This window comes from Pseudomonas sp. H1_D04 (genome assembly GCF_054683855.1).
The window spans coordinates 633,658-658,726 of record NZ_CP162826.1; the positions used below are offsets into that span (position 1 = coordinate 633,658).

General features: G+C 60.4%; 18 protein-coding genes and 2 pseudogenes. 8 read left to right on the forward strand and 12 right to left on the reverse strand.

Going from position 1 to position 25,069, the window contains the following annotated elements:
- Position 1: 1 nt before the first annotated feature.
- Both AB4N82_RS03070 and adeC read left to right on the forward strand, forming a co-directional pair.
- Complete coding sequence (locus AB4N82_RS03070) at positions 2-3,163, forward strand: efflux RND transporter permease subunit (RefSeq protein ID WP_032888352.1); 3,162 nt, start codon at positions 2-4, stop codon at positions 3,161-3,163.
- Positions 3,160-4,617 carry an AdeC/AdeK/OprM family multidrug efflux complex outer membrane factor gene (gene adeC, locus AB4N82_RS03075; protein ID WP_095184043.1) on the forward strand — a complete coding sequence of 486 codons (1,458 nt, stop codon included), beginning with the start codon at positions 3,160-3,162 and terminating at the stop codon, positions 4,615-4,617. The genes AB4N82_RS03070 and adeC overlap by 4 nt, the downstream gene beginning before the upstream one ends.
- Before the next feature lie 81 nt (positions 4,618-4,698).
- Here the strand turns inward: adeC and AB4N82_RS03080 are convergent, their stop codons facing one another.
- Positions 4,699-5,646, reverse strand: coding sequence for a hypothetical protein (locus AB4N82_RS03080; protein WP_122764893.1), 948 nt, complete (start codon positions 5,644-5,646; stop codon positions 4,699-4,701).
- Positions 5,647-5,855: 209 nt separating this feature from the next.
- Between AB4N82_RS03080 and AB4N82_RS03085 the strand changes: the two genes are divergently transcribed.
- The 4 genes and pseudogenes from AB4N82_RS03085 to AB4N82_RS03100 all read left to right on the forward strand — a co-directional run bounded on the left by AB4N82_RS03085 (position 5,856) and on the right by AB4N82_RS03100 (position 11,559).
- Positions 5,856-7,553 carry a molecular chaperone HscC gene (locus tag AB4N82_RS03085; protein WP_122752602.1) on the forward strand — a complete coding sequence of 566 codons (1,698 nt, stop codon included), beginning with the start codon at positions 5,856-5,858 and terminating at the stop codon, positions 7,551-7,553.
- 10 nt (positions 7,554-7,563) lie between these two features.
- Positions 7,564-9,172 (forward strand): annotated as a pseudogene (locus tag AB4N82_RS03090) (J domain-containing protein).
- A gap of 153 nt (positions 9,173-9,325) precedes the next feature.
- Positions 9,326-10,576 (forward strand): OprD family porin, encoded by a 1,251-nt coding sequence (locus AB4N82_RS03095; RefSeq protein WP_122752601.1) that lies wholly within the window; start codon positions 9,326-9,328, stop codon positions 10,574-10,576.
- Between the two features lie 84 nt (positions 10,577-10,660).
- A pseudogene (locus AB4N82_RS03100) lies at positions 10,661-11,559 on the forward strand (polysaccharide deacetylase family protein).
- 133 nt (positions 11,560-11,692) lie between these two features.
- On the opposite strand, the gene pcaC reads toward AB4N82_RS03100, so the two are convergent.
- The 11 genes from pcaC to pcaR form a co-directional block, all read right to left on the reverse strand.
- Positions 11,693-12,091: a 4-carboxymuconolactone decarboxylase gene (pcaC, locus tag AB4N82_RS03105; protein ID WP_122764892.1), complete on the reverse strand. Its 399-nt coding sequence runs from the start codon at positions 12,089-12,091 to the stop codon at positions 11,693-11,695.
- A 10-nt stretch (positions 12,092-12,101) separates the two neighbouring features.
- Positions 12,102-12,893, reverse strand: a complete 792-nt coding sequence (pcaD, locus tag AB4N82_RS03110; RefSeq protein ID WP_122764891.1) for a 3-oxoadipate enol-lactonase — start codon at positions 12,891-12,893, stop codon at positions 12,102-12,104.
- Positions 12,894-12,903: 10 nt separating this feature from the next.
- Positions 12,904-14,268: a 3-carboxy-cis,cis-muconate cycloisomerase gene (locus AB4N82_RS03115; RefSeq protein ID WP_122764890.1), complete on the reverse strand. Its 1,365-nt coding sequence runs from the start codon at positions 14,266-14,268 to the stop codon at positions 12,904-12,906.
- A gap of 10 nt (positions 14,269-14,278) precedes the next feature.
- Positions 14,279-15,574, reverse strand: coding sequence for an MFS family transporter (locus AB4N82_RS03120; protein ID WP_032891544.1), 1,296 nt, complete (start codon positions 15,572-15,574; stop codon positions 14,279-14,281).
- A gap of 188 nt (positions 15,575-15,762) precedes the next feature.
- Complete coding sequence (pcaG, locus tag AB4N82_RS03125; protein WP_095184039.1) at positions 15,763-16,329, reverse strand: protocatechuate 3,4-dioxygenase subunit alpha; 567 nt, start codon at positions 16,327-16,329, stop codon at positions 15,763-15,765.
- A 1-nt stretch (position 16,330) separates the two neighbouring features.
- On the reverse strand, positions 16,331-17,035 hold the full coding sequence (gene pcaH, locus AB4N82_RS03130) for a protocatechuate 3,4-dioxygenase subunit beta (protein ID WP_019817832.1): 705 nt from the start codon (positions 17,033-17,035) through the stop codon (positions 16,331-16,333).
- A 17-nt stretch (positions 17,036-17,052) separates the two neighbouring features.
- Positions 17,053-18,255: a 3-oxoadipyl-CoA thiolase gene (gene pcaF, locus AB4N82_RS03135; protein WP_177326468.1), complete on the reverse strand. Its 1,203-nt coding sequence runs from the start codon at positions 18,253-18,255 to the stop codon at positions 17,053-17,055.
- A complete protein-coding gene (locus AB4N82_RS03140) occupies positions 18,252-19,031 on the reverse strand; it encodes a CoA-transferase subunit beta (RefSeq protein ID WP_032891547.1) in 780 nt (259 codons plus the stop codon). The genes pcaF and AB4N82_RS03140 overlap by 4 nt, the downstream gene beginning before the upstream one ends.
- Positions 19,031-19,888 carry a CoA transferase subunit A gene (locus tag AB4N82_RS03145; protein WP_032891550.1) on the reverse strand — a complete coding sequence of 286 codons (858 nt, stop codon included), beginning with the start codon at positions 19,886-19,888 and terminating at the stop codon, positions 19,031-19,033. Before AB4N82_RS03145 ends, AB4N82_RS03140 begins: the two co-directional genes overlap by 1 nt.
- Positions 19,889-20,079: 191 nt before the next feature.
- On the reverse strand, positions 20,080-21,420 hold the full coding sequence (locus AB4N82_RS03150; protein ID WP_099601301.1) for a 4-hydroxybenzoate transporter PcaK: 1,341 nt from the start codon (positions 21,418-21,420) through the stop codon (positions 20,080-20,082).
- Between the two features lie 145 nt (positions 21,421-21,565).
- Positions 21,566-22,408 carry a pca regulon transcriptional regulator PcaR gene (pcaR, locus tag AB4N82_RS03155; RefSeq protein ID WP_032891554.1) on the reverse strand — a complete coding sequence of 281 codons (843 nt, stop codon included), beginning with the start codon at positions 22,406-22,408 and terminating at the stop codon, positions 21,566-21,568.
- A gap of 569 nt (positions 22,409-22,977) precedes the next feature.
- On the opposite strand from pcaR, the gene AB4N82_RS03160 reads away from it, so the two are divergent.
- On the forward strand, positions 22,978-23,178 hold the full coding sequence (locus tag AB4N82_RS03160) for a hypothetical protein (protein ID WP_003172389.1): 201 nt from the start codon (positions 22,978-22,980) through the stop codon (positions 23,176-23,178).
- Between the two features lie 312 nt (positions 23,179-23,490).
- Entirely contained in the window at positions 23,491-24,966 is a 1,476-nt protein-coding gene (locus AB4N82_RS03165; RefSeq protein WP_099601300.1) for an inorganic phosphate transporter, read from the forward strand.
- The last annotated feature ends 103 nt before the right edge of the window (positions 24,967-25,069 follow it).

The following is a 25,069-nucleotide window of genomic DNA, read 5'->3' on the forward strand; positions in this document are numbered from 1 at the left end:
CATGTCGAAATTTTTTATCGACCGTCCCATTTTCGCCTGGGTAATTGCCCTGGTGATCATGCTGGTCGGGGCACTTTCGATCATGAAGTTGCCCATCAACCAGTATCCGGCCATTGCGCCGACCGCCATTGATATTCAGGTGACCTACCCAGGCGCGTCCGCACAAACCGTGCAGGACACCGTGGTACAGGTCATCGAGCAACAGCTCAACGGTATCGACAACCTGCGTTATGTTTCCTCGGACAGTAACTCCGACGGCAGCATGACGATTACCGTGACGTTCAACCAGGGCACTAACCCGGACATCGCTCAGGTTCAGGTGCAGAACAAGCTAAACCTGGCGACCCCACTGCTGCCGCAAGAAGTGCAGCAGCAGGGTATCCGCGTGACCAAGTCGGTGAAGAACTTCCTGATGGTAATCGGTCTGGTGTCGGAAGACGGCAGCATGACCAAGGACGACCTCTCCAACTACATCGTCTCGAACATCCAGGACCCGATTTCACGGACCGCTGGTGTGGGTGACTTCCAGGTGTTCGGTTCGCAGTACGCCATGCGTATATGGCTTGACCCGGCAAAGCTGAACAATTACCAGCTGACGCCGGTGGATGTCAGCACGGCGATTTCCGCACAGAACGTACAGGTGGCCACCGGCCAACTGGGCGGCCTGCCTGCCCTGCCCGGCACCCAGTTGAACGCCACGATCATCGGCAAGACCCGCCTGCAGACGGCCGAGCAGTTCGGCAATATCCTGATGAAGGTCAATACCGATGGTTCACAGGTACGCCTGAAGGATGTCGCCCGTATTGAGCTGGGTGGCCAGAACTACAGCATTGCTGCACAGTTCAACGGCAAGCCCGCTTCGGGTATGGCGATCAAGCTGGCGTCGGGCGCCAACGCGCTGGACACCGGCAAAGCCATCCGCGCCACTGTGGCGTCGCTCGAACCGTTCTTCCCGCCTGGCATGAAGGCTGTGGTGCCCTATGACACCACGCCTGTAGTGACCGAATCGATCTCCGGTGTCGTCGACACCCTGGTCGAAGCAATCGTGCTGGTGTTCCTGGTGATGTTCCTGTTCCTGCAGAACTTCCGCGCCACCATCATCACCACCATGACGGTGCCGGTGGTATTGCTGGGTACCTTCGGGATCCTGGCCGCGTTTGGCTTCACCATCAACACCCTGACCATGTTCGGCATGATCCTGGCCATCGGCTTGCTGGTGGACGATGCCATCGTTGTGGTCGAAAACGTTGAGCGGGTAATGGCCGAGGAGCACTTATCGCCGAAAGACGCGACGATCAAATCCATGGGCCAGATCCAGGGCGCCTTGGTGGGTATTGCCCTCGTACTGTCGGCGGTACTGTTGCCGATGGCGTTCTTCGGTGGTTCCACCGGTGTGATCTACAAACAGTTCTCCATCACCATTGTCTCGGCGATGGCGCTGTCGGTACTGGTTGCCCTGATCTTCACCCCGGCCTTGTGCGCCACCATGCTCAAGCCGATCGACCCCGAGAAGCACGGCCAACCCAAGCGTGGTTTCTTCGGCTGGTTCAACCGCACCTTCGACCGTGGCGTACTGAGCTACGAGCGCGGCGTGGGCAACATGATCAAGCACAAGATCCCGGCGTTCCTGGTGTACGCGCTGATCATCGCCGGCATGATCTGGCTGTTCATGCGCATCCCTGCTGCGTTCCTGCCCGATGAAGACCAGGGCGTGATCTTTGCCCAGGTGCAGACACCAGTCGGCTCTTCGGCTGAACGGACGCAAAAAGTCATCGACGATATGCGCGCGTTCCTTCTCAACGACAAGGAAGGCGAGCCGGGCGAAGGCAAAGGCGTGAAATCGGTGTTTACCGTGAACGGCTTCAACTTCGCCGGTCGTGGCCAGAGTTCGGGCCTGGCTTTCGTGATGCTCAAACCGTGGGGCGAGCGTGATGCTTCCACCTCGGTATTCGAGATCGCCAAGCGCGCCCAGGGCTACTTCATGCAGACCTTCAAGGACGCCATGGTATTTGCCATCGTTCCGCCGTCTGTACTGGAACTGGGTAACGCCACCGGCTTCGACGTGTTCCTGCAAGACCAAGGCGGTGTCGGCCATGACAAACTGATGGCGGCACGTAACCAGTTCCTGGGTATGGCAGCACAAAGCAAGATCCTGGCAGGTGTGCGCCCTAACGGCGTGAACGATGAGCCGCAGTACGAACTCACCGTTGACGACGAGAGGGCCAGTGCCCAAGGCATCACCCTGTCGAGCATCAACCAGACCCTGGCGATTGCCTTGGGTGGTAGCTACGTCAACGACTTCATCGACCGCGGTCGGGTGAAGAAGGTTTACGTGCAAGGTGAAGCCGCCAGCCGGATGTCCCCGGAAGACCTGAACAAATGGTTCGTGCGCAGCGACTCCGGGAAGATGGTGCCGTTGTCGTCCATCGCCTCGGGCAAGTGGATCTTCGGTTCGCCAAAACTCTCGCGTTACAACGGTGTGGCGGCGATGGAAATCCTCGGTACGCCGGCACCGGGTTACAGTACCGGTGACGCCATGGCCGAAGTCGAACGCATCGCTAAGCAATTGCCAGCGGGCGTGGGCTACGCCTGGACGGGCTTGTCGTATGAAGAACGCCTCTCCGGCTCCCAGGCGCCGGCGTTGTATGCGCTGTCGCTGCTGGTGGTGTTCCTGTGCCTCGCGGCACTGTACGAAAGCTGGTCGATCCCGATCGCAGTGATCCTGGTGGTTCCGCTCGGCGTGGTGGGTGCGTTGATCGCCACCAGCATGCGCGGCTTGTCCAACGACGTGTTCTTCCAGGTGGGCTTGCTGGTGACGGTGGGTCTGGCGGCGAAGAACGCCATCTTGATCGTGGAGTTCGCCAAAGAGCTCCACGAACAAGGCAAAGGTATTGTCGAGTCCGCCATCGAAGCATCGCGTATGCGCTTGCGTCCGATCATCATGACCTCCATGGCGTTCGTCCTCGGCGTACTGCCGCTGGCGATCTCCTCGGGCGCCGGTTCAGGCAGCCAGCACGCGATCGGTACCGGCGTAATTGGCGGTATGATCACGGCCACTGTCCTGGCGATCTTCTGGGTGCCACTGTTCTTTGCAACCGTGTCCGCCGCGGGCGAGCGTAAAAAGACTGAACCTAAGCAAACTCCTAAAGAGGCTGGCCAATGAGCAAGTCGCTACTTTCCCTAGCCGTCACCGCCTTCGTGCTCAGTGGCTGCTCGCTGATACCTGACTACCAGCGCCCCGAAGCGCCGGTGGCGGCACAGTTCCCGCAGGGGCCGGCGTATTCGCCGGCCCAGGCGCCGAACCAGGCCGCTGCCGAGCAGGGCTGGAGACAGTTTTTCCATGACCCTGCCCTGCAACAGCTGATCAAGACTGCGCTGGAAAACAACCGTGACCTGCGCGTTGCTGCCCTGAACATCGATGCCTATGCCGCGCAGTACCAGATCCAGCGCGCCGATCTGTTCCCGGCCGTATCGGCCACGGGCAGCGGCAGCCGTTCGCGTACGCCGGCCAAGCTGTCGCAGACCGGTGAAGCAACCATCGCCAGCCAGTACTCGGCTGGCTTGGGGATCAGTTCTTACGAGCTGGACCTGTTCGGCCGTGTCCGCAGCCTGAGTGAAGAAGCGCTGCAGAAGTACTTCGCCACCGAAGAAGCGCGGCGCAGCACCCAGATCAGCCTGGTGGCCAGTGTGGCCAATGCCTACCTGACCTGGCAGGCCGACAAGGAACTGCTCAAGCTCACCCAGGACACCCTGGGCGCGTTCGAGCAGAGCTTCAAACTGACCTCGCGCAGCAACGAAGTCGGCGTGGCCTCGGCCCTCGATCTCAGCCAGGCCCGCACGTCGGTGGAAAACGCCCGCGTGCAACTGGCGCGTTACACCCGCCAGGTGGCCCAGGACGAAAACAGCCTGACCCTGCTGCTGGGCACCGGCCTGCCGGCGAATATCGCCAGCAAGCCACTGTCGGATGACCTGCTCAGCGACGTGCCGGCCGGGTTGCCATCGGACCTGCTGCAACGTCGTCCCGACATCGTGCAGGCCGAGTACAACCTCAAGGCGGCCAACGCCAACATCGGCGCGGCCCGTGCAGCGTTCTTCCCGAGCATCACCCTGACGGCCAGTGCGGGCACCGCAAGCCCGACCCTGGGCGGTCTGTTCAAAGGCGGTTCGGGCACCTGGTCGTTTGCACCGCAGATCAACATCCCGATCTTCAACGCTGGTAGCCTGCGCGCAAGCCTGGACTACTCGAAGATCCAGAAAGAGATCAACGTGGCGAACTACGAGAAAGCCATCCAGACCGGCTTCCAGGAAGTCTCCGACGGCCTCGCCGCCCGTGAGACCTACAAGCAGCAACTGGATGCCCAGCGTGGCTTCGTCGGGGCCAACCAGGATTACTACCGCCTGGCTGAGCGTCGCTACCGCATTGGTGTCGACAGCAACCTGACCTTCCTCGACGCACAACGCCAACTGTTCAGTGCCCAGCAATCGCTGATCACCGACCGCCTGGCGCAGCTGACCAGCGAGGTCAACCTGTACAAGGCCCTCGGCGGCGGCTGGAACGAGCAGACGGCGAAGAATGAGCCGTTGAAAGAAGAAGCACCGGCGTTGAAGTTGTTCTGATCACGCTGAACTAAAAAACCGCTTCCTTGCCGGGAAGCGGTTTTTTTATGCCTAACGTTTCATTGAGATCTGGCGTCTGTCTCACGCGTTCGCTTCACTGACTTGAATCTGGAATACAAGGCTTTCAACCTTATATTCTGAGCCACCCGCAGTCACTGAAAACTCAAACTCACATTGACACCAGAATCCTTCTTCGGAATCGTGAGTACGCAGAACTCGAAATTCTCCGGTGGGGTCAGAAAAGCTACCTGAGAATTCAGGCCGCAATATAAAAAATGTGTCAACACTGCCTGCCTGACGCTTCCGGCCATCAATTCCGGTGATCGGATAATTGGTGTAGGCCTTCAATTCATCGCCACGAAATTCAAGCGTTGCGCGCGTGGAGCCATTTCGTGGCGTGCACTGTATGAAGAAGCTCAAGTCCGGGTATCTGACAAAGTAAATATTCCCCAAATCTATGACTTCGTATCCCCCATTCACCCTGACCGCAATCTCACAAAACGTTGGAATCGGTGCAAGCGCTGCCTCAGTGCTGCCTTTTGACGCCTTTTCAAACGTACCGCCCACCGGCGTCCCCCCTGCCGCAAAGGCTGAAAGTTCAAGAGTCTGGCAACTAACTTCCATCTCTGGTTTGCCATCGGGTTTGAAATAGATCGAAAAACGCAGACTTAGGGTTGTATTACCAACATCGCTACGCTCAATGCGCTCAACCGTCAGAAAACCCGAATAATCAGCCGGGAAATACTCAACATAGCCTTCCAGGCCAAAGCTCGCTTTGATCCCCGGTGCTTGTGGGCCGATAGGGTAGGTCTGGCCTGTTTTCAGCTCACGGGCCTCAAGGGTCAATTCGTTTTTCGAACCAGGGTTGTCCTCAAGCCCCACGCGAATAAAGAATTGGAAGCCCTCGATATAGCTCACTTCATAGGTGTCGAAATTGATCGGGGTCGGCTCTTCGCCCTCAATAATCAAGTGGGCTTCAAATTTATCGGAAGACGTCAAATAGCTACCTATATCTGATCCAAAGCTCATGAGTTCTTCTCCTTGAGCATCTTAAAAAGCGACTGCCACCACCTTGAACATAAGCCCTTGCCCCTCGCCCTTCTACTGTCAACCCTGACAGTAGACTCCCCCAGCCATAGCTCCGAAGCTGGCGAGTTGAGCGCGCCTTGCTTTCCCGACAACCTTTCAGGCTAAAATTGGTCACAGATTCTTACAGACCACAGAGGGAGCTTGTCGTAATGATCGTAGGAATCGACCTGGGAACCACCAACAGCCTCGCGGCCGTCTGGCGTGGGGATGCCGCTGAACTGGTGCCCAATGCCCTTGGCCAGTTGTTGACCCCTAGCGTGGTCGGGCTGGATGATCAAGGCCGTGTCCTGGTAGGCCAGGCCGCCAAAGAGCGCCTGCACACCCACCCGCACCTGACGACTTCGCTGTTCAAGCGCTACATGGGCAGCGCCACTGAAGTGCGTCTGGGTGATCGCTCGTTCCGCCCCGAAGAACTCTCGGCGCTGGTACTCAAGAGCATCAAGGAAGATATCGAACGTACCTACGGCCACCCCGTCACCGAAGCCGTCATCAGCGTGCCCGCCTACTTCAGCGATGGTCAGCGCAAAGCCACGCGCATCGCCGGTGAATTGGCGGGGCTCAATGTTGAAAAACTGATCAACGAACCCACCGCCGCCGCCCTCGCCTACGGCCTGCACCAGCGCGACAAAGAGACGTCATTCCTGGTCTTCGACCTAGGCGGCGGCACCTTTGACGTGTCGATCATCGAACTGTTCGACGGCGTAATGGAAGTACGTGCCAGTGCCGGCGACAACTTCCTCGGTGGCGAAGACTTCGACACCCTGCTGCTGGAACACTTCGTCGACAGCCAGCGTAATGCCGACGGTTTCCCGCCCACCAACAGCGTACTGCAGGCCCTGCGCCGCGAAGCCGAACGTGTGCGCAAAGCCCTGGGCCAGGACGACAGCGCCGAGTTCGCTCTGCGGGTCGATGGCCAACAGTGGGTGCAGACCATCACTCAACAGGAAATGGCCAAGCTCTACACACCGCTGCTGGAACGCCTGCGCGCACCGATTGAACGCGCCCTGCGCGATGCACGGATTCGCGTCAGCGACCTCGATGAGATCCTGTTGGTGGGCGGTACCACGCGCATGCCGCTGGTGCGCAAACTCGCCGCCGGATTGTTCGGGCGCTTCCCGTCGATCAGCCTCGACCCCGACCAAGTGGTCGCCCACGGCGCCGCGATCCAGGCAGCGCTCAAAGCCCGTTCCGCTGCGCTTGAAGAAGTCGTTCTGACCGACGTGTGCCCCTACACCTTGGGCATCGAAACCTCGAACCAGTACGGCGGCCATATCGAAAGCGGCCATTACCTGCCGTTGATCGAACGCAACAGCAGCGTACCGGTGAGCCGGGTCAAAAGCGTGGTGACGCTGCACGACAACCAGAGCCAGGTGCTGCTGAAGATCTACCAGGGCGAAAGCCGCCTGGTGAAAGACAACATCGAACTGGGCCAACTGGACATCGCGGTACCCAAGCGCAAGGCCGGTGAAGTCTCGCTGGACGTGCGCTTCACCTACGACAACAACGGCCTGCTGGAAGCCCAGGTGAGCATCCCCCTGACCGGCGAGCAGCACTCACTGGTGATCGAAAACAACCCCGGCGTGCTCAGCCCGCAGGAAATCCAGCAACGCCTGCAAGCCCTGGCGCAGTTGAAAGTTCACCCGCGCGACCAGCAGGTCAACACCGTGCTCACCGCGCGCCTCGAACGGCTCTACCAGGAAAACCTCGGCGAGCTGCGTGAGCAACTCGGCCACTGGGCCGCACAGTTCCAGCAGATACTCGACACCCAGGACGAACGCCGCATCCGCGAGGCCCGCAGCGAACTGACCCGGCAACTTGAGCAGCTCGACAATGGGTTCTGGCGCTGAGGGCACACTCATGGATTGCTGGAGCGTGCTGCAACTGCCGGAAGACGCCGACGAACGTGCCATCAAGCGCAGCTATGCGCGGATGCTGAAAAACTGTCGCCCGGATGACGATGCCAAAGGCTTCCAGCGCCTGCGCGAAGCCTATGAACAAGCGCTGAGTGAAGTACGCTGGCGGGCTGATAACGAAGAGGTAGAACACGTCCCGGCGCCCGTGGCCGAAGCGGTCTACGGAAACCTGAATGACCTGACCGAACTGATGGACCTTAGCCCCGTCAGCCCTGCGCCCTTCGAGCCACTCACAACAGACCCAGCCCAGGCACTGCTCAATGGCCTCAACGCGCGTAACCTTGATGAACGCTGGGCCCAGGCTCAGCGACAGGGCTGCACCGATGCGTTCCAGGCCGGCCTGTTGCGCCATTGCTTCGAAGCACCGGGCGAACGCAGCGCCATCGCCGGTTGGGCCGCGCAACACCTGGAATGGCTGACCCCCCTGGCAGCAGGTGGCAATGACGTCCTGGCAATACGAAGCGCTGACCGGCGAGCTGCTGCAAGACTACCGCCGCACCCTGCAGGAACTGCTGGAGCAAAAGGCCGAGCGCGAATTCATCACCCAGCTCACGCAGTACAACGACCAACCCTGGCTGCAGGTGTTCGACCTGCAACAGCAGTGGCAGCGCATCGTCCTGCACCTGTTGCATGACACCCAATGGAGCGTGCCGCTGTTCGAGCGCGTGTGCCAGGCATTCGGTTGGGACGACCAGAAAGGCGTCTACCCGGAACCGGCGTGGATGTGGCGCGAATTGGTGTCGCGTTGCGAACAGGAAAGCTTCTACGCCAACCTGCAAGACAAGGCCCGGGACACGACATGGAAATCCGCCGACGCCATGGCGGCGCGCCTGTTGCTCACGCCAATGTCGGCGACGCAACAAAAACAGATGACGCAGAGCTTCGACAGTAATGCCTGGAACGCCTGCCAGCATCTGGCCGAAGTTCTGGCCTGGCGCTACCCGCAGTTGGTTGAGCGGCTTCCCCAGGCCAATGTATTTTTTTGGCGAGAATTCCTCCCCAGGCCGGTCTCCCATCAAAGTTGGATACGGGTATGGGGTGGCCTGGCGCTGGCAGCCGCCTTGGCCGTTTCCCCACATACAAAAATGGATAGGCTCAGCGACGCCGTCATTGTGGTGATACTGACCTTTGCTCCGGCCATTATCGGCATCCGTGGCACTCAGTTGTGGGCTGTCTTGACATCACACCTGATCGTCCAGGACCTGTGGCTCAGCAAGCGCCTGCTGCCGTCACGGTTCAACCCTCATCAACACTGGCTGGTGCTGCGCCACGGCATTCCTCAAGTGGGCATGCTGCTGATGTTCGGCTTACTGCTGGGCGTGATGGGCATGCTGACGTACGTGGGAATGATCGGCATACATCTGTTTCACCGCAGGCGTATCGGCAAAGTGAATGAGTATGTCGAGCACTTTTACCCTTGGGTCAGCGGCTTGCATTGGGCGCACTGGAGTCCGCTGCAGGTGGCTTTCCTGGCCGTGATGGCAGCGGTCACCCTACTCTGCCAGAGGTACTTGCCAGAGATCCCGTGGACGAGCCTGCTCTACTTCCTCTGAACCATTGAACCGACGCCTTCCTCGCAAAGGGAGGCCCGGTAACTTGCGTTCGATCATCGCCCACAACCCGCCCGCCCCCGATTGAACCCCTCCCGCACCGCCCCGCACCATGGCCGCCACCTGCACAACCCCAATAACAACAGGTCCAACGCCATGAGCACGCTCCGTCCTCGCCAGCTTTTGCTGGCCACCGCTGTCGCCAGCCTTGCCCTTCCCGTCGTCGCCGAAGAACACGGTTTCCTGGAAGACGCCAGCGCCAACCTCAACCTGCGTAATTTCTTTATCAACCGCAATTTCACCAACCCAACCAAAACCCAGGGCGGCGCGCAGGAATGGACGCAGAGTTTCATCCTCGACGCCAAGTCCGGCTTCACCCAAGGCACGGTGGGTTTCGGTGTGGATGTGCTGGGGCTGTACTCGTTGAAGCTTGATGGCGGGCGCGGTACTGGCGGCACGCAGTTGCTGCCGCTGGATCATGACGGCCGGCCGGCGGATGAATTCGGGCGTCTCGGCGTTGCGTTCAAAGCGCGTATTTCGAAGACAGAAGTAAAGGTCGGCGAATGGATGCCTGTGCTACCGATCCTGCGTTCGGATGACGGCCGCTCCCTACCGCAAACCCTGCGCGGCGGGCAGATAACGTCCAAGGAAATCGACGGCCTGACACTGTACGGCGGCCAGTTCCGCGCCAACAGCCCGCGAGACGACAGCAGCATGTCGGACATGTCGATGGTCGGCAAAACCGCTTTCACTTCGGACCGCTTCAACTTCCAGGGCGGCGAATACGCGTTCAACGACAAACGCACCCAGATCGGCCTCTGGAATGCCCAGCTCAAGGACATCTATAGCCAACAATACGTCAACCTGACCCACAGCCAGCCACTCGGTGACTGGACCCTGGGCGCCAACCTTGGGTTCTTCTACGGCAAGGATGACGGAAGCGCCCGCGCAGGCGACTTGGACAACAAGACCTGGTCCGGCCTGTTCTCCGCCAAGTACGGCGGCAACACGTTCTATGTCGGCCTGCAAAAACTAACCGGCAACAACGCCTGGATGCGCGTCAACGGCACCAGCGGCGGCACCTTGGCCAACGATAGCTACAACTCCAGCTACGACAACGCTCAGGAAAAATCCTGGCAACTGCGCCACGACTACAACTTCGCCGCCGTCGGTGTGCCGGGGCTGACGCTGATGAACCGCTATATCAGCGGCAGCAACGTACACACAGGCACCATCACCGACGGTAAGGAATGGGGTCGCGAAAGTGAATTGGGCTACACCGTGCAAAGTGGCAGCCTGAAAAACCTGACGATGCGCTGGCGCAATTCGAGCATGCGCCGCGACTACAGCAACAACGAGTTTGACGAAAACCGGTTGATCGTCAGTTACCCGATAAGTCTGCTGTAATCCGGCGCGGCACTTACTGTATCGTGCGCGCCTGCCGCTGCTGATCCGCCCAGCAGCGGCCTCTTTTTCGAGCCCGCGCACACCATGAAATCCTTCGCCATCGCATCCGCCGTGCTGGCCCTGGCCGTGAGCCTCAGTGGCTGCATCGGCGCGCCTATCGCCCTGACGCCCCAGACCGAACAGCGCCTGCAAGCACAGGCGCCGATCCGTTTTCTGCTGACCTTCGATGACGGCCCCAGCGCCTCGGGTTACAACAACCCGAGCCGTTCGGTGGTGGCCGACCTGGCGCACAACCCGGTGTTGCCGGGAATCAAGGCCGTGTTTTTTTACAGACCGAAGCGGCCCGTTCCGGCGGCAGTTCACGGGGTCGCAAGACCATGGAGCGTGAGTACGCGGGCGGTCATATTCTGGCGTTTCACACGGCCACCGCGTTCCATACCAACCACCGCTGGCTGAACAACGCCGAACTGGATAGCACCCTGGCCCAGGGTTCTGCCGATATCGCCTCGATCACCGGCGCACCACCGGTATTGGTCCGTCCGCCGTTCTGGAACTACGACCGCCGCACCTTCGCCGCTTACCAGCGCCATGGCATGCACGTTCTGCTGACCGACTTGAGCGCCAATGACGGCAAGATCTGGGGTTTCAACGGCAGCCCACGCCGCCGCGCCAACCTGTATCGACAACTGTCGGTCGTGCGCGAACGCATCGCGCTGGGGGAGTTGCCGACAGTGGACGGCGTGATACCGGTGGTGGTGACCTTCCACGACATCAACCGCTACACCGCGCGGCATATGCAGGAATACCTGCAGATCCTGCTGGACAGTGCCCAGGTCACCGGCATGAAGACCGCCGCCGAGCCGTTCTACACCGACCGTGGCGCACTCGAACGGGCAGCGCTGTCACGCACCGTAAAGGCTGTCAGTGAGGAAGTGCATTTACCGGGCGTGTGGAATTGGGTGTGGGACGCCGACTCCCACTGACCTTAAGCCGTGTGAAGAGCAAAAATGTGGGAGGGGGCTTGCTCCCGATGGCGGTGGATCAGTCAGAGTTATTGAGACTGCACCACCGCCATCGGGAGCAAGCCCCCTCCCACATTTCGACCGCGTTTCAAATCTACTCTGGTTGCTGGGACTCAACACCCAATTCATCCCACACTGACTCTGCCAGGTGAAAGGTGGCATTCGCCGCCGGGATACCGCAGTAGATCGCGCTCTGCATCAGCACTTCCTTGATCTCGGCACGGGTCACGCCATTGCTGGCAGCCGCGCGCAGATGCAACTTGAGCTCTTCGGCGCGGTTCATGCCGATCAGCATCGCAATCGTGATCAGGCTACGAGTGTGCCGAGGCAGGCCAGGACGGGTCCAGATATCACCCCAGGCGTGGCGGGTGATCATTTCCTGAAACTCGCTGTTGAACTCGGTCAGGGCATTGAGGCTGCGGTCGACATGGGCATCGCCCAGCACTTCGCGGCGTACTTGCAGGCCCTCGGCATAACGTTGTTTCTCTTCCACAAACAGCTCCTCAACGGGCCAGCAAAAATTCAATCACGCGGTCGCTGAATGCAGCGCCGGCCTGAACGTTGGACAGGTGCGCCGCGTAGAACTCAGCGTACTCGGCCCCCTGCACATGATTCTGGATAAAGTGGCTACCGGCCGGCGGTGTGACGGCATCTTCGGTGCCCGCAATCACCAGCGTCGGCACTTTGATCGAGCGCAGTTGCTCACGGAAATCCGCATCACGCACGGCGCCGCAGCTGGCCGCGTAACCTTGGGGTGACGTGGACGCGAGCATGTCAGTGATCTGCTGGGCCTGATGGGGGTTCGCCGCTGCAAAGTCGGCGGTAAACCAGCGTGCAATGGAGGCATCGCGCAAGGCGACCATCGCCGCCGCGCCATCGCGCAACACCATCTCGATGCGCGGGTTCCAGATCTCCAGCGTGCCGATCTTGGCGGCGGTGTTGCACAGCACAAGGCGGTTCAGGCGGCCACCGGCGTGGATGCCGAGCCATTGGCCGATCAAGCCACCCATGGACAGCCCGCAAAAATGCGCACGTTGAATATCCAGTGCGTCCAACAGCGCCAGCACATCACGGCCGAGTTGCTCGATGCTGTAGGGTCCTTCGGTAACCAGGGATTTGCCGTGGCCACGGGTATCGAAACGCAACACGCGAAAATGCTCGGTGAAGGCCTGGATCTGGATGTCCCACATATGCAGGTCGGTGCCCAACGAGTTGGACAGCACCAGTACCGGCGCGTCCACCGGCCCATCCAGTTGGTAATGCAGGTCGCCCTCGGCGAGTTGTACAAATGGCATGGGGGCCTCCTCAGGCAGTCAGTTCAAAATGTTCGGTGACAGCACGCGTGACCCAGGTATGGGCCTGGCCCAGATAGTGGGCAGGGTCGAGCAGTCGGTCCAGTTCGGCCGCAGATAACTCAGCGGTGATCTGCGGTTCGTCCGCCAATACCGCGCGCAGATGGCGCCCCTCGGCGACCGCACGCTTGCAGCACTGCTCCAGCAGATGGTGCGCGGTTTCGCGGCCAAGGCGTTGGGCAAGCACAATGCTGACGGCTTCGGCCAGTACCAGGCCTTGGGTCAGGTCGAGGTTCTGCTTCATGCGCTCGGGGTCGACTTCCAACCCTTCGCTCACCTGTAGCGCCTGTTGCAAGGCACCGGACACCAACCGGCAAATCTCCGGCAAGGTTTCCCATTCCGCATGCCACAGTCCCAGGCTGCGCTCGTGCTCCTGGGGCATGGCGCTGAACATCGTCGAGACCAACCCAGGCACGCGCGTAGCCGCACTGATCAGCACCGCAGCGCCTACCGGGTTGCGTTTATGGGGCATGGTGGACGAGCCGCCCTTGCCCGGCGCCGACGGTTCGAACACTTCCGCCGCTTCAGTCTGCATCAACAGGCTGATGTCCCGGCCCAGCTTGCCGAGACTGCCCGCGATCAAACCCAGCACGCTGGCGAACTCCACCAGACGATCTCGCTGAGTGTGCCAGGGCTGTTCGGGCAGGCTCAGTTGTAACTGGGCCGCCAAGGCCTCGGCCACGGGCATCGCCTGTTCACCCAACGCCGCGAGGGTTCCGGAGGCGCCGCCAAATTGCAGCACCAGCAAGCGCGGTTTCAACTCCGCCAAGCGCTGGCGGCTGCGCGTCACAGCGCCCAGCCAACCGGCGATTTTCATCCCCAGCGTGACCGGCGTGGCGTGCTGCAACCAAGTGCGCCCGGCCAACGGCGTCACCGCGTAACGCTGGGCTTGGGCGGCAAGCACATCGCCCAAGCGGGCCAGGTCGGTTTCGATCAACAGCAGTGCACGCCGCAGTTGCAGCACCAGGCCGGTGTCCATCACGTCCTGGCTCGTCGCCCCCAGATGCACGTAGCGCTCGGCACCGGCATCTTCACTGGCTATCAACTTGCCCAAGGCCTTCACCAATGGAATCGCCGAGTTCCCGGCCGAGGCAATCGCCACGCCGAGGGCGTCCATGTCATACATCGACGCCAGGCACGCCTGGGCAATTGGTGCGACGGCCGACGGCGGGATCAACCCGACCTGAGCTTGCGCCCGGGCCAGGCCGGCTTCGAAATCCAGCATGCCCTGCAAGCGCCCCTCGTCGCAGAACACCTCGGCCATGCTGTCAGCGGTGAAGTAGGCGTCGAACAGTTGGTTGCTCGTGCGCAGTGTCATAACACGTCCCTTACAAATCGTGGTGCAAGTACTCCGCCTGTTTCGGCAGACGCAAGCTGAACAGGAAGGCCACGGCCATCATGCCGGTGACGTACCAATAAAAAGTGTTTTCCATGCCCATGGATTTGAGTCCCAAGGCCACGTATTCCGCCGAGCCACCGAAGATCGCGTTAGCCACTGCGTAAGCCAGGCCCACCCCCAAGGCACGTACGTGCGGCGGGAACATTTCCGCTTTCACCAGGCCGCTGATCGAGGTGTAGAAACTCACGATAGCCAACGCCAGGGAAATCAGTACAAAGGCCAGGAACGGGCTTGTCACGGTTTTCAGGGTCAGCAGGATCGGCACCGTGCAGAGGGTACCGAGGGCGCCGAACCAGAGCATCGAGTTACGTCGGCCGATCTTGTCCGAGAGCATGCCGAACAGCGGCTGCATGCACATGTACACAAACAGCGCGCCGGTCATGATGTAGCTGGCGGTCTTGGCGTGCATCCCGGCGGTGTTCACCAGGTACTTCTGCATGTAGGTGGTGAAGGTGTAGAAAATCAGCGAGCCGCCCGCGGTGTAGCCGAGCACGGTGATGAAGGCCGCTTTGTGATTGCGAAACAGCGCGGCGACGCTGCCGGCGTCCTTGTCCTGGCGGGTTTCCTTACTGGTGGTTTCCTTGAGGGTGCGCCGCAGTAACAGGGAGATCACCGCCGCAATCGCACCGATCACGAACGGAATCCGCCAGCCCCAGGCGCGCAGTTCTTCTTCAGTGAGGATCTGTTGCAGGATCACCACCACCAACACCGCCAGCAGTTGCCCGCCGATCAGGGTGACGTACTGGAACGAGGCGAAGAAGCCGCGCTGGCCTTTGAGTGCGACTTCACTCATGTAGGTCGCGGTGGTGCCGTACTCGCCACCCACCGACAAGCCCTGGAACAACCGCGCCACCAGCAGCAATGCCGGGGCCCAGGCGCCGATGTCTTTGTAAGTAGGGAGGAAGGCGATGACCAACGAACCGGCGCACATCATCAGCACCGAAATCATCATCGAATTTTTGCGACCGTGTTTGTCCGCGACCCGGCCGAACAGCCAGCCGCCGATGGGGCGCATCAGGAACCCGGCGGCGAATACACCGGCGGTGTTGAGCAGTTGCACCGTGGGATCGTCCGACGGGAAAAATGCGGGGGCGAAGTAGATAGCGCAGAAGGCGTAGACGTAGAAGTCGAACCATTCGACCAGGTTGCCGGAGGAGGCACCGACAATCGCAAAGATCCGTTTGCTGCGCTCTTCTCCGGTGTAGTGACTGGTGGCTGTTGTCATGATTTTTTCACTCAGTGGGAACGGTTATAGCCTAGACATACTTTGCAATAACCATGTTCCGCAAGCAGACATTTGGATAGGCCGTGCCTGAACCGGCCTCATCGGGGGCAAGCCCCCTCCCACATTTGATAGGCGGCGCGCTCAAAATGTGTGAGGGGCTTGCCCCCGATGGGGCCCTGACAAGCGACTCAGTAGTCGAAGAACACCGTCTCCTTATCTGTCCCCTGCAAAATCACATTCCACTGATACACACCGTCAGCATCCTGCTTGGCAATCAAGGTGCCACGACGTTCGGCAGGCACGCATGCCAGCAACGCGTCATCCCCATTCAACGCCTCACCGTCAAAATAAATCCGTGTGAGCAAGTGCTTCACCAAGCCACGGGCAAACACCAGCACTACCAAATGCGGCGCCTGGGTCGTGCCCTTGAGCCCCGGTACGCTGCCCGGCTTGATCGTGGTAAAGCGAAAACGCCCTTCGGCGTCCACCGGCACCCGACCGAAACCCTCGAAGTTGGGATCGACGGCCTTGTCCTGGTCATCTTCCGGGTGGTCGTATTTGCCGGCGGCGTTGGCCTGCCAGACTTCGAGCATGGCGTCGTTGACCACATCACCGTTGCCATCCACCACTTGCCCGCTGATCGCCACGCGCTCACCAAGGGTGGCGGCGACGGTCAGGTCTTCGCGGTTCAGCCAGGTCAGGCCAATGTGGTAGTACGGCCCGACGGTGTGGGACGTGGTTGCGTAAAGGCTCATCTCATTTCTCCATCGGCGTGGCGTCGCGGCCGCGCAGGACGATGTCCCAGCGGTAGCCGAGGGCATAGGAAGGAATGGTTTTTTCCAGGTCGAAACTGGCGATCAGGCGCTGCTTGGCCGAAGTGTCCGGCACACAGTTGTAGATCGGGTCGTATTCCAGCAGCGGGTCGCCAGGGAAATACATCTGCGTGACCAAGCGCGTCAGCACGCTGGGGCCGAACAGCGAAAAGTGGATATGCGCCGGGCGCCACGCGTTGTGGTGATTGCCCCATGGGTAAGCGCCGGGCTTGATGGTCTGGAACTGATACCAGCCATCCGCGTCGGTGACGGTACGGCCGGTGCCGGTGAAGTTCGGGTCCAGCGGCGCGTCGTGCAGGTCACGCTTGTGGTTGTAGCGGCCGGCGGCGTTGGCCTGCCAGATCTCCACCAGAATGCCTGGCACCGGCAAACCGTTTTCGTCCAGTACACGCCCATGGATGATGATGCGTTCGCCCTGGGGCTCGCCTTCATGCTGGGCGGTGAGGTCGTTGTCTTTCTCGTTGATCCGCTCGGCGCCGATGGTCGGGCCGGTGATTTCCGACAAGGAATGGGGCAGGAACACCAACGGCTGTGACGGCGAACGCAAGTTCGTCGACTGGTAGGCCGGGTGCAGGTAATCAGGTTGGGTGCCCGCTTGCGGGCGCCGGTAACCGGGCTTGTCACTCATGGAGCAATCCTCTCTTATTAGATGCGTTCAATCGCCAGGGCCAACCCTTGGCCGACGCCGACACACATGGTCGCCAGGCCTTTACGGCCACCGGTTTTTTCCAACTGATGCAGGGCTGTCAGTACCAACCGCGCACCGCTCATGCCCAACGGGTGACCGAGGGCGATGGCGCCGCCGTTCGGATTGACCTGGGGCGCGTCGTCGGCAATACCCAATTCGCGCAGTACCGCCAGGCCTTGGCTGGCGAAAGCTTCGTTGAGTTCGATCACGTCAAAGTCGGTGACCGCCAACCCCAGGCGTTCCACCAGTTTGCGCACCGCTGGCACCGGACCGATGCCCATCACACGCGGGGCGACACCGGCGCTGGCCATGCCCAACACGCGGGCACGCGCCGTCAGGCCGTGTTTCTTGACCGCTTCGGCGGACGCCAGAATCAGCGCCGCCGCACCATCGTTCACACCTGAAGCATTACCGGCGGTGACGGTCTTGTCAGGGCCGTTGACCGGCTTGAGTTTGGTCAGGGCTTCCAGGGTGGTGTCTCGTGGATGCTCATCGTGCTCAACCACGGTTTCGCCTTTTTTATGGGCAACCCTTACCGGCACGATTTCTTCGGCAAAAAAGCCCGCAGCCTGAGCGGCCGCCGTGCGTTGCTGACTGCGCAGGGCGAAGGCGTCCTGATCAGCACGTGAAACCTGATAATCATCGGCGACGTTATCGGCGGTCTGCGGCATCGCGTCCACGCCGTACTGGGCTTTCATCAATGGGTTGATAAAGCGCCAGCCGATGGTGGTGTCTTCCAGCTTCATGTTGCGCGAAAACGCCGCGTCAGCCTTGCCCATCACGAACGGCGCACGGGACATCGACTCAACGCCCCCGGCAATCGTCAGCTCCATTTCGCCGCTGGCGATGGCGCGAAAGGCGGTGCCAATGGCGTCCATGCCCGAGGCGCACAAACGGTTAAGGGTCACGCCCGGAATGCTTTCCGGCAGACCCGCCAGCAACAGCGCCATGCGGGCGACGTTGCGGTTGTCTTCACCGGCCTGGTTGGCGCAGCCGAGGAACACCTCATCCACCGCGCTCCAGTCCACCGACGGATTGCGCTCCATCAGCGCTTTGATCGGCAATGCCGCCAGGTCATCGGCGCGTACGGTGGACAGGCCACCGCCAAAGCGGCCGATGGGGGTGCGAATGGCATCACAGATAAATACGTCGCGCATCAGGCTTCTCCCGGTGCTTGGCCGTGGGCGGCAGCGGTGCGGGCTTCGAGGTCACGCAGGGCGGTCAACTCGACCTCGGTCGGCTCGGCGGTGGTGCTGACTTGGTCGGCAAAGCGAATCGCCCAACCGGTAGCGGCCACCACTTGCTCGCGGGTCACGCCAGGGTGCAGCGCGGTGACCACGAATTCATGGGTGCCCTCTTCCGGCTCCATGATGCACAGGTCGGTAATGATTCCGACAGGACCGGCACCCGGCAGGCCCAGGCGTTTACGTGAATCGCCGCCCTCGCCGTGGCCGACTGAGGTGATGAAGTCCAGCTTGTCCACAAACGAACGGGACGACTGCTTGAGGATAATCAGTACGCTCTTGGCGGACCCAGCGATCTCCGGCGCGCCACCGGCACCCGGCAGGCGTACTTTGGGCTGGTGATAGTCACCGACCACGGTGGTGTTGATGTTGCCGAAACGGTCGACTTGAGCTGCACCGAGAAAGCCCACGTCGATACGTCCGCCTTGCAGCCAGTAGCGAAAAATCTCACCGGTTGGCACCACGGTGTCAGCGGTTTCCGCCAGTTCGCCATCACCAATGGACAGCGGCAGTACCGAGGGCTTGGCGCCAATCGGGCCGGACTCGTAGATCAACACCACATCGGGCGATGAGGTCAGGCGCGCCAGGTTGGCCGCTTTGGATGGCAGGCCGATGCCGACAAAGCACACCGAGCCGTTCTTGAGGCGGCGCGCGGCGGCGACGGTCATCATTTCATTGGTCGAGTAAGCCATTACTTGGCCTCCTGCGCGGTGGCCAACTTGGCCTGGTATTCACTGAAATCGGCAGTGCCGTGGATGTATTCGTCGATCCAGGCGGTAAACGTCCCACGGTCGCGGGCAATCGGATCCCACGCCTGGTAGAAGCGGTTGTCGCGCTCGTTATAACCGTGGGCGTAGGACGGATGCGCGCCGCCGGGTACGTGGCACACAGCAGTCAGGGCCCAGGTGGGCAACACGCAGCTGTTCATCGGTGCATTCAGGTCGTCGACAATTTCTTCAACGGTGACGATGCAACGCTTGGCCGCCAACGCCGCTTCTTTCTGCACACCGAGAATCCCCCAGAGCAGCACATTGCCCTTGCGGTCGGCCTTTTGCGCGTGGATCACCGTGATGTCCGGACGCACCGACGGCACCGCCGCCAGCACTTCGCCGGTGAACGGGCATGTCACGCTTTTGATCAATGGGTTGACTTTGGGCAGGTCGGAACCGGCGTAGGCACGCAGTACCGCGAACGGCAGGCCAGAGGCGCCGGCGACGTAGGCATTGGCCAGGTCGGCGTGGCTGTGTTCTTCGATTTCCAACGGTTGCGGCCATTGCTTCTCGACCGCGTCACGCAGGCGATGCAGGGAGCCCACGCCCGGGTTGCCGCCCCAGGAGAAAATCAGCTTGCGTGCGCAGCCGGCACCGATCAACTGGTCGTAGATCAGGTCAGGCGTCATACGCACCAGCGTCAGGTCTTTCTTGCCCTGACGAATGATTTCATGGCCTGCGGCGGTAGGGATCAGGTGGGTGAAGCCTTCGAGAGCGACGGTATCGCCGTCGTTCACGAAACGCTTGACCGCATCACGCAGGGTGAGAATTTCAGCCATGGGGTTGGGCTCCCGGTGTTGATCGAAAAAGGCGCTGAGGTGGCGCCGAAGTGCTTGAAGATTAAGCCGGGGAAATGGGCCAAACAATCCGATAATCGACTCAGCGTTCGATTATCGAACATATTGTTGTCTAGCTAATCTTCTGGTGTGAGAGGGCGCTTGCCCTCTCCCAGCTTAGAAACCTGCCAAGCTCAGGTGGCATCCGCATGGCTGACCATGCCCTTGATCACCACCGCCGTCGTGGCCACAGCGGCCGGGATCACCAGGGCGGTGAGCACCTGCTCAAAGTTCCAGCCCAGGCCCAGCAAGGTGGCGCCCATCCAGGCGCCGAGGATCGCGCCGAAGCGGCCGATGCCGAGCATCCACGACACGCCGGTGGCGCGGCCTTGGGTCGGGTAAAAGCGCGCCGCCAGGGACGGCATCGCCGATTGCGCGCCGTTGACGCACATTCCGGCGATCAGCACCAACGTCGCCAGCACGGTGATATTGCCCAGGCTCTGACCTACCGCGTAGGCAAACACCCCGGCCAGCAGGTAAAAGATGCCGATGACTTTGTGGGGATTGAACCTGTCCATCGCCCAGCCCACGCCGACGGCGCTTAACACCCCACCGAACTGGAACAACGCGCCAATAAACGCGGCCTGCTCCATGCTCGCGCCACTGTCACGCATCAGCGTCGGCAACCAACTGGTGAGCAAGTACACGATCACCAGGCCCATGAAGTAGGTGAGCCACAGCAGCAAGGTCCCGGCGCTATAAGTGCCGGAGAAGATCACCGCGAACACGTTGCGGGCCTTGACGGTTTTTTGTTCGGGCACGCTGAAGGCGGTGGCCTGGGCGACGATGTTGGGCTCGATGGGTGACAAGGTTTTGCGCACCTTATCGGTGCCGCGGTTGCGCACCACCAAGTAACGCGCCGACTCCGGCAGCCAGAGCAGCAGCACCACCACCAGGACCAGCGGCAGGATGCCGCCGATCATCAATAACGCGTGCCAGCCGAACGCCGGGATCAGTTTGGCCGAGATAAACCCGCCACCGGCCATGCCCAGGTTGAAACCACAGAACATGCTGGTCACCAGCAGCGACTTGTGGCGCTCGGGGGTGTACTCGGACAGCAGCGTGGTGGCATTAGGCATGCCTGCTCCAAGGCCCAGCCCTGTGAGGAAACGCAGCACCAGCAACTGGTCGACATTGCTGCTGTAGGCCGAAGCCAGGCTGAACGCGCCAAACACCAAAACCGCGCCGACCAGCACGACTTTACGACCGAAACGGTCGGCCAGCGGGCCCGAACCCAACGCGCCGAACACCATGCCGATCAACGCGGCGCTCATCACCGGACCAAGGCTGGCGCGGTCGATGCCCCAGTCCTGGGACAGCGCAGGCGCAATAAAGCCCATGGCGGCGGTGTCGAGGCCATCAAGGAAGACAATCAGGAAACACAGGATAACCACGCGCCACTGATAGCGTGACAGTGGCTGGGTGTTGATGAAGGACTGCACGTCCAGCGTGGTACCGACAGAAGGCTGATTCATTATTTTTATTCCACACCGAGGGCGGGCCAACGACCTGGGGTCGTCATTATTATTGGGGCGCCCTTAAGAGCGCTGCCGCACAGTAATAAGCCGGAGGAAATAGCGTCAATTGATCAAGCCGGGATCTGTGCGGTCACCGAACACCTTAGGCAAACAACTGCGCACTCAGCTCACGGCTGGCGCTGAGCATGCTCGGCAGGAACCGCTGTTCCAGCTCGCTGCGGCTGACGCGTCCGGCATGGGTACTGACGTTGAGCGCCGCCAATACTTGGCCAGACGCGTCATACACCGGCACGGCGATGGAGCGCAGGCCTTGCTCCAGTTCCTGGTCGACGATGCACCAACCCTGCTGACGCACTTGTTGCAGGCATTCGAACAGGGCTTCGGGGGTGGTGAGGGTGCGGCTGGTCTTGATTTGCAGGTCCGCGTGGTCGAGGTAATCCTGCAGCGAGGCGTCGTCCAGCGCCGCGAGCAGGATGCGGCCCATGGACGTGCAATAGGCCGGCAAACGCCCGCCCACCGAGAGGTCCACGGAAATCAGGCGTTGGGTGGTGGCCGAACGGGCGATATAGAGGATGTCGTCGCCTTCGAGGGTCGCCATGTTGCAGGCTTCGTGCAGTTGTTCACTCATGCGGTCCAGATATGGCTGGGCCGACACCGCCAATGGCGTGGACGACAGGTAGGCATGGCCGAGGGTCAGTACTTTGGGCAACAAGGAATAGGTACGCCCATCGGTGGTAGCGTAGCCAAGTTTGATCAGGGTATGCAGGCAACGACGCACAGCGGCGCGGGGAATTTCGGTGCGATGGCTGATTTGGGCAATCGTCAGGTGGCGTTTGCGCTCCTGGAATGCCTGCACCACGGCCAAGCCACGGGCCAGGGAGGTCATGAAATCCGGGTCACCGGTAAACGCCTGGATACGCTTGGCCGGCGAGGCAACGATCGGCGGCGCCACTGAGGCGAAAGAGTTGCGCAATTGATCGTTCATCTCAGGTTCCTTTCTCTTATTGTCAACCGCAGGGATTGGGCAGGTATTACAAGCCGCACCGACCGATCTGCACAAGGCAGGGCCGGCAACATTGGGCGATTATCGGACGATCATGCGATTATCGCAATTTGGGGCGTACCTGAGCGACCGGTCTCGCGATGGCGCCTTGGCAAAGTAAAGTTACGGTGAAAGGCTTGAACCTTTAGTTGCTTGTTGAATTTATGGCGCCAGAATCTCAGCAACTACTCACGTGTGCGTGTAACAAAACGCTCACACAAAGTTGACGCTTTTCAACTTTATGCCGATAGTGTTATTCAAATGCGCCGCTATAATGCACCCTGTGCGGAGGTCAGCCCGGTTTTACTTTCGGGGCCAGAGCTCGCCAGGCCAGGCACATGCAGTGCATGGACAGTCGCAACTACCTGCTTTGAATGACAGCCATAACCAACGGTTTCCAGTATCCGTTGTTCAAACTTGAACGCATCAACTGCTCAACTTTGAACAATCCGAGGGCGACATTCAGGCATAACGCTGCAGCGTAATTACACTCAACTCAATTAGGTAACAATGTGACGAAAGATGAACTGCGCGCGGAACTTGAGCGCCAGGAGCAACGTTACAAGGATGTTTACGGCGGGGAAGTCACCACCTACGCCGCCCAGCCTGAACCTGAACGCAAACCATGGCGCAAGCGAGCCAGCCTGCTCGACCAGGCATTTGCCCAGGAAATCCAAAAGATTGAACAGGAACTCAAAGCCGAAGAGCCATAAGCGCTTCGGATTGAGCCTAGGGTTCGGCCCTGACTGCTGGCAGCTAGCCATCGGTCGGGCACCCTGAGTCCCACTCCCACCAGTAAAATTTCATACAAATGTTTCAAGGATGACGATTCGGTGACAAAACCGTGTCTTTTCAGCCCTGCACTTTATAAATCAAAGACTTGCTAAAGCCCCGAAAACCCTGGGATCGCCCGGTTTCGCTCCAGGCGTTTCAATGAAGATTGTTACCGACGAGCAGCTAATGCATCGATTACTGAGGTTTTCTGGCATAATCGCGCCCCCTTACGACCGGGTCAGAAAACCTTCATGATCGATTTATTCAGCGGACTGGATGCTTGGGTTCTAGTGAGCCTGTTGCTCGCCCTCGCCTTTGTCCTCGCCTTCGAGTTCATCAATGGCTTTCATGACACCGCTAACGCGGTGGCCACAGTCATCTATACCAAAGCCATGCCGCCGCATCTGGCCGTGTTCTTCTCCGGGGTGTTCAACTTCCTCGGCGTGTTGCTCGGTGGTGTCGGTGTCGCGTACGCCATCGTGCATCTGCTGCCGGTGGAGTTGCTGATCAATGTGAACACCGGCCATGGTTTGGCGATGGTCTTCTCGTTGTTAGCCGCGGCGATCACCTGGAACCTGGGCACTTGGTACTTCGGTATCCCTGCTTCCAGCTCCCACACCTTGATCGGTTCGATCCTCGGTGTCGGCCTGGCCAATGCCCTGATCAACGATATCCCCCTGGCTGACGGTGTGAACTGGCAGAAAGCTGTTGATATCGGCGCATCCCTGGTGTTCTCGCCAATGGCTGGTTTCCTGGTCGCAGCCCTGGTGCTGATCGGTCTTAAATGGTGGCGTCCGCTGTCGAAGATGCACAAGACTCCGGACCAGCGCCGCAAGCTCGACGACAAGAAGCACCCGCCGTTCTGGAACCGCCTGGTCCTGGTGATCTCCGCCATGGCCGTGAGTTTCGTGCACGGCTCCAACGATGGCCAGAAAGGCATCGGCCTGATCATGCTGGTGCTGATCGGCATCGTGCCGGCGCAGTTCGTACTCGACCTGGGCAGTACCACCTATCAGATCGAACGCACTCGCGACGCCACCGTGCATTTGAGCCAGTTCTACCAGCGCAATAACGCCACCCTCGGCGAATTCCTGGCCCTGGGCAAAAGCGTGAAAGACGATCTGCCGGGCAAGTTCCAGTGCAACCCGCAGCAGACCGAACCTACTATCAATGCGCTCGTCAGTACGTTGAAAGGTGTCTCCGACTACCATTCGCTGACTTCGGATCAGCGTATCGAAGTGCGTCGCTACCTGCTCTGCCTGGACGACACTGCGAAGAAAGTCGGCAAGCTGCCGGGCCTGGATGCGCGTGAGAAGTCCGACCTCGACAAACTGCGCAAAGACCTGACCGCCACCACCGAGTACGCGCCGTTCTGGGTGATCCTCGCCGTCGCACTGGCCTTGGGCCTGGGCACCATGGTGGGTTGGAAGCGTGTGGTACTGACCATCGGTGAGAAGATCGGCAAACAGGGCATGACGTATGCCCAGGGCATGTCGGCACAGATCACCACCGCTACCATGATTGGTTTTGCCAATATCTTCGCCCTGCCGGTGTCCACGACCCACGTGCTGTCTTCGGGCGTGGCCGGCACCATGGTCGCGAACAAAAGCGGCCTGCAAGGTGGCACGGTCAAGACCATCCTGATGGCCTGGGTGTTGACGTTGCCTGCGACTGTTGGACTGTCGGCCGGGTTGTTCTGGTTGGCTTCCAAGGCGTTGGGTAGCTGATAGATTTGGGTTGGAAAAGAAGGCGTGATCCTGATGGGGGTTGCGCCTTTTTTTTGGTTTTTTTGGCGGGGGACCTATCCGTTGTTGCAGCGATGGATATACA

What these genes read in the sequence shown, in the direction of transcription:
- AB4N82_RS03070 (WP_032888352.1), top strand. Translation starts at nt 2, where the DNA reads ATGTCGAAATTTTTTATCGACCGTCCCATTTTCGCCTGGGTAATTGCC.
- adeC (WP_095184043.1), top strand. Translation starts at nt 3,160, where the DNA reads ATGAGCAAGTCGCTACTTTCCCTAGCCGTCACCGCCTTCGTGCTCAGT.
- AB4N82_RS03080 (WP_122764893.1), bottom strand. Translation starts at nt 5,646, where the DNA reads ATGAGCTTTGGATCAGATATAGGTAGCTATTTGACGTCTTCCGATAAA.
- AB4N82_RS03085 (WP_122752602.1), top strand. Translation starts at nt 5,856, where the DNA reads ATGATCGTAGGAATCGACCTGGGAACCACCAACAGCCTCGCGGCCGTC.
- AB4N82_RS03095 (WP_122752601.1), top strand. Translation starts at nt 9,326, where the DNA reads ATGAGCACGCTCCGTCCTCGCCAGCTTTTGCTGGCCACCGCTGTCGCC.
- pcaD (WP_122764891.1), bottom strand. Translation starts at nt 12,893, where the DNA reads ATGCCATTTGTACAACTCGCCGAGGGCGACCTGCATTACCAACTGGAT.
- AB4N82_RS03115 (WP_122764890.1), bottom strand. Translation starts at nt 14,268, where the DNA reads ATGACACTGCGCACGAGCAACCAACTGTTCGACGCCTACTTCACCGCT.
- AB4N82_RS03120 (WP_032891544.1), bottom strand. Translation starts at nt 15,574, where the DNA reads ATGACAACAGCCACCAGTCACTACACCGGAGAAGAGCGCAGCAAACGG.
- pcaG (WP_095184039.1), bottom strand. Translation starts at nt 16,329, where the DNA reads ATGAGCCTTTACGCAACCACGTCCCACACCGTCGGGCCGTACTACCAC.
- pcaH (WP_019817832.1), bottom strand. Translation starts at nt 17,035, where the DNA reads ATGAGTGACAAGCCCGGTTACCGGCGCCCGCAAGCGGGCACCCAACCT.
- AB4N82_RS03140 (WP_032891547.1), bottom strand. Translation starts at nt 19,031, where the DNA reads ATGGCTTACTCGACCAATGAAATGATGACCGTCGCCGCCGCGCGCCGC.
- AB4N82_RS03145 (WP_032891550.1), bottom strand. Translation starts at nt 19,888, where the DNA reads ATGGCTGAAATTCTCACCCTGCGTGATGCGGTCAAGCGTTTCGTGAAC.
- AB4N82_RS03150 (WP_099601301.1), bottom strand. Translation starts at nt 21,420, where the DNA reads ATGAATCAGCCTTCTGTCGGTACCACGCTGGACGTGCAGTCCTTCATC.
- pcaR (WP_032891554.1), bottom strand. Translation starts at nt 22,408, where the DNA reads ATGAACGATCAATTGCGCAACTCTTTCGCCTCAGTGGCGCCGCCGATC.
- AB4N82_RS03165 (WP_099601300.1), top strand. Translation starts at nt 23,491, where the DNA reads ATGATCGATTTATTCAGCGGACTGGATGCTTGGGTTCTAGTGAGCCTG.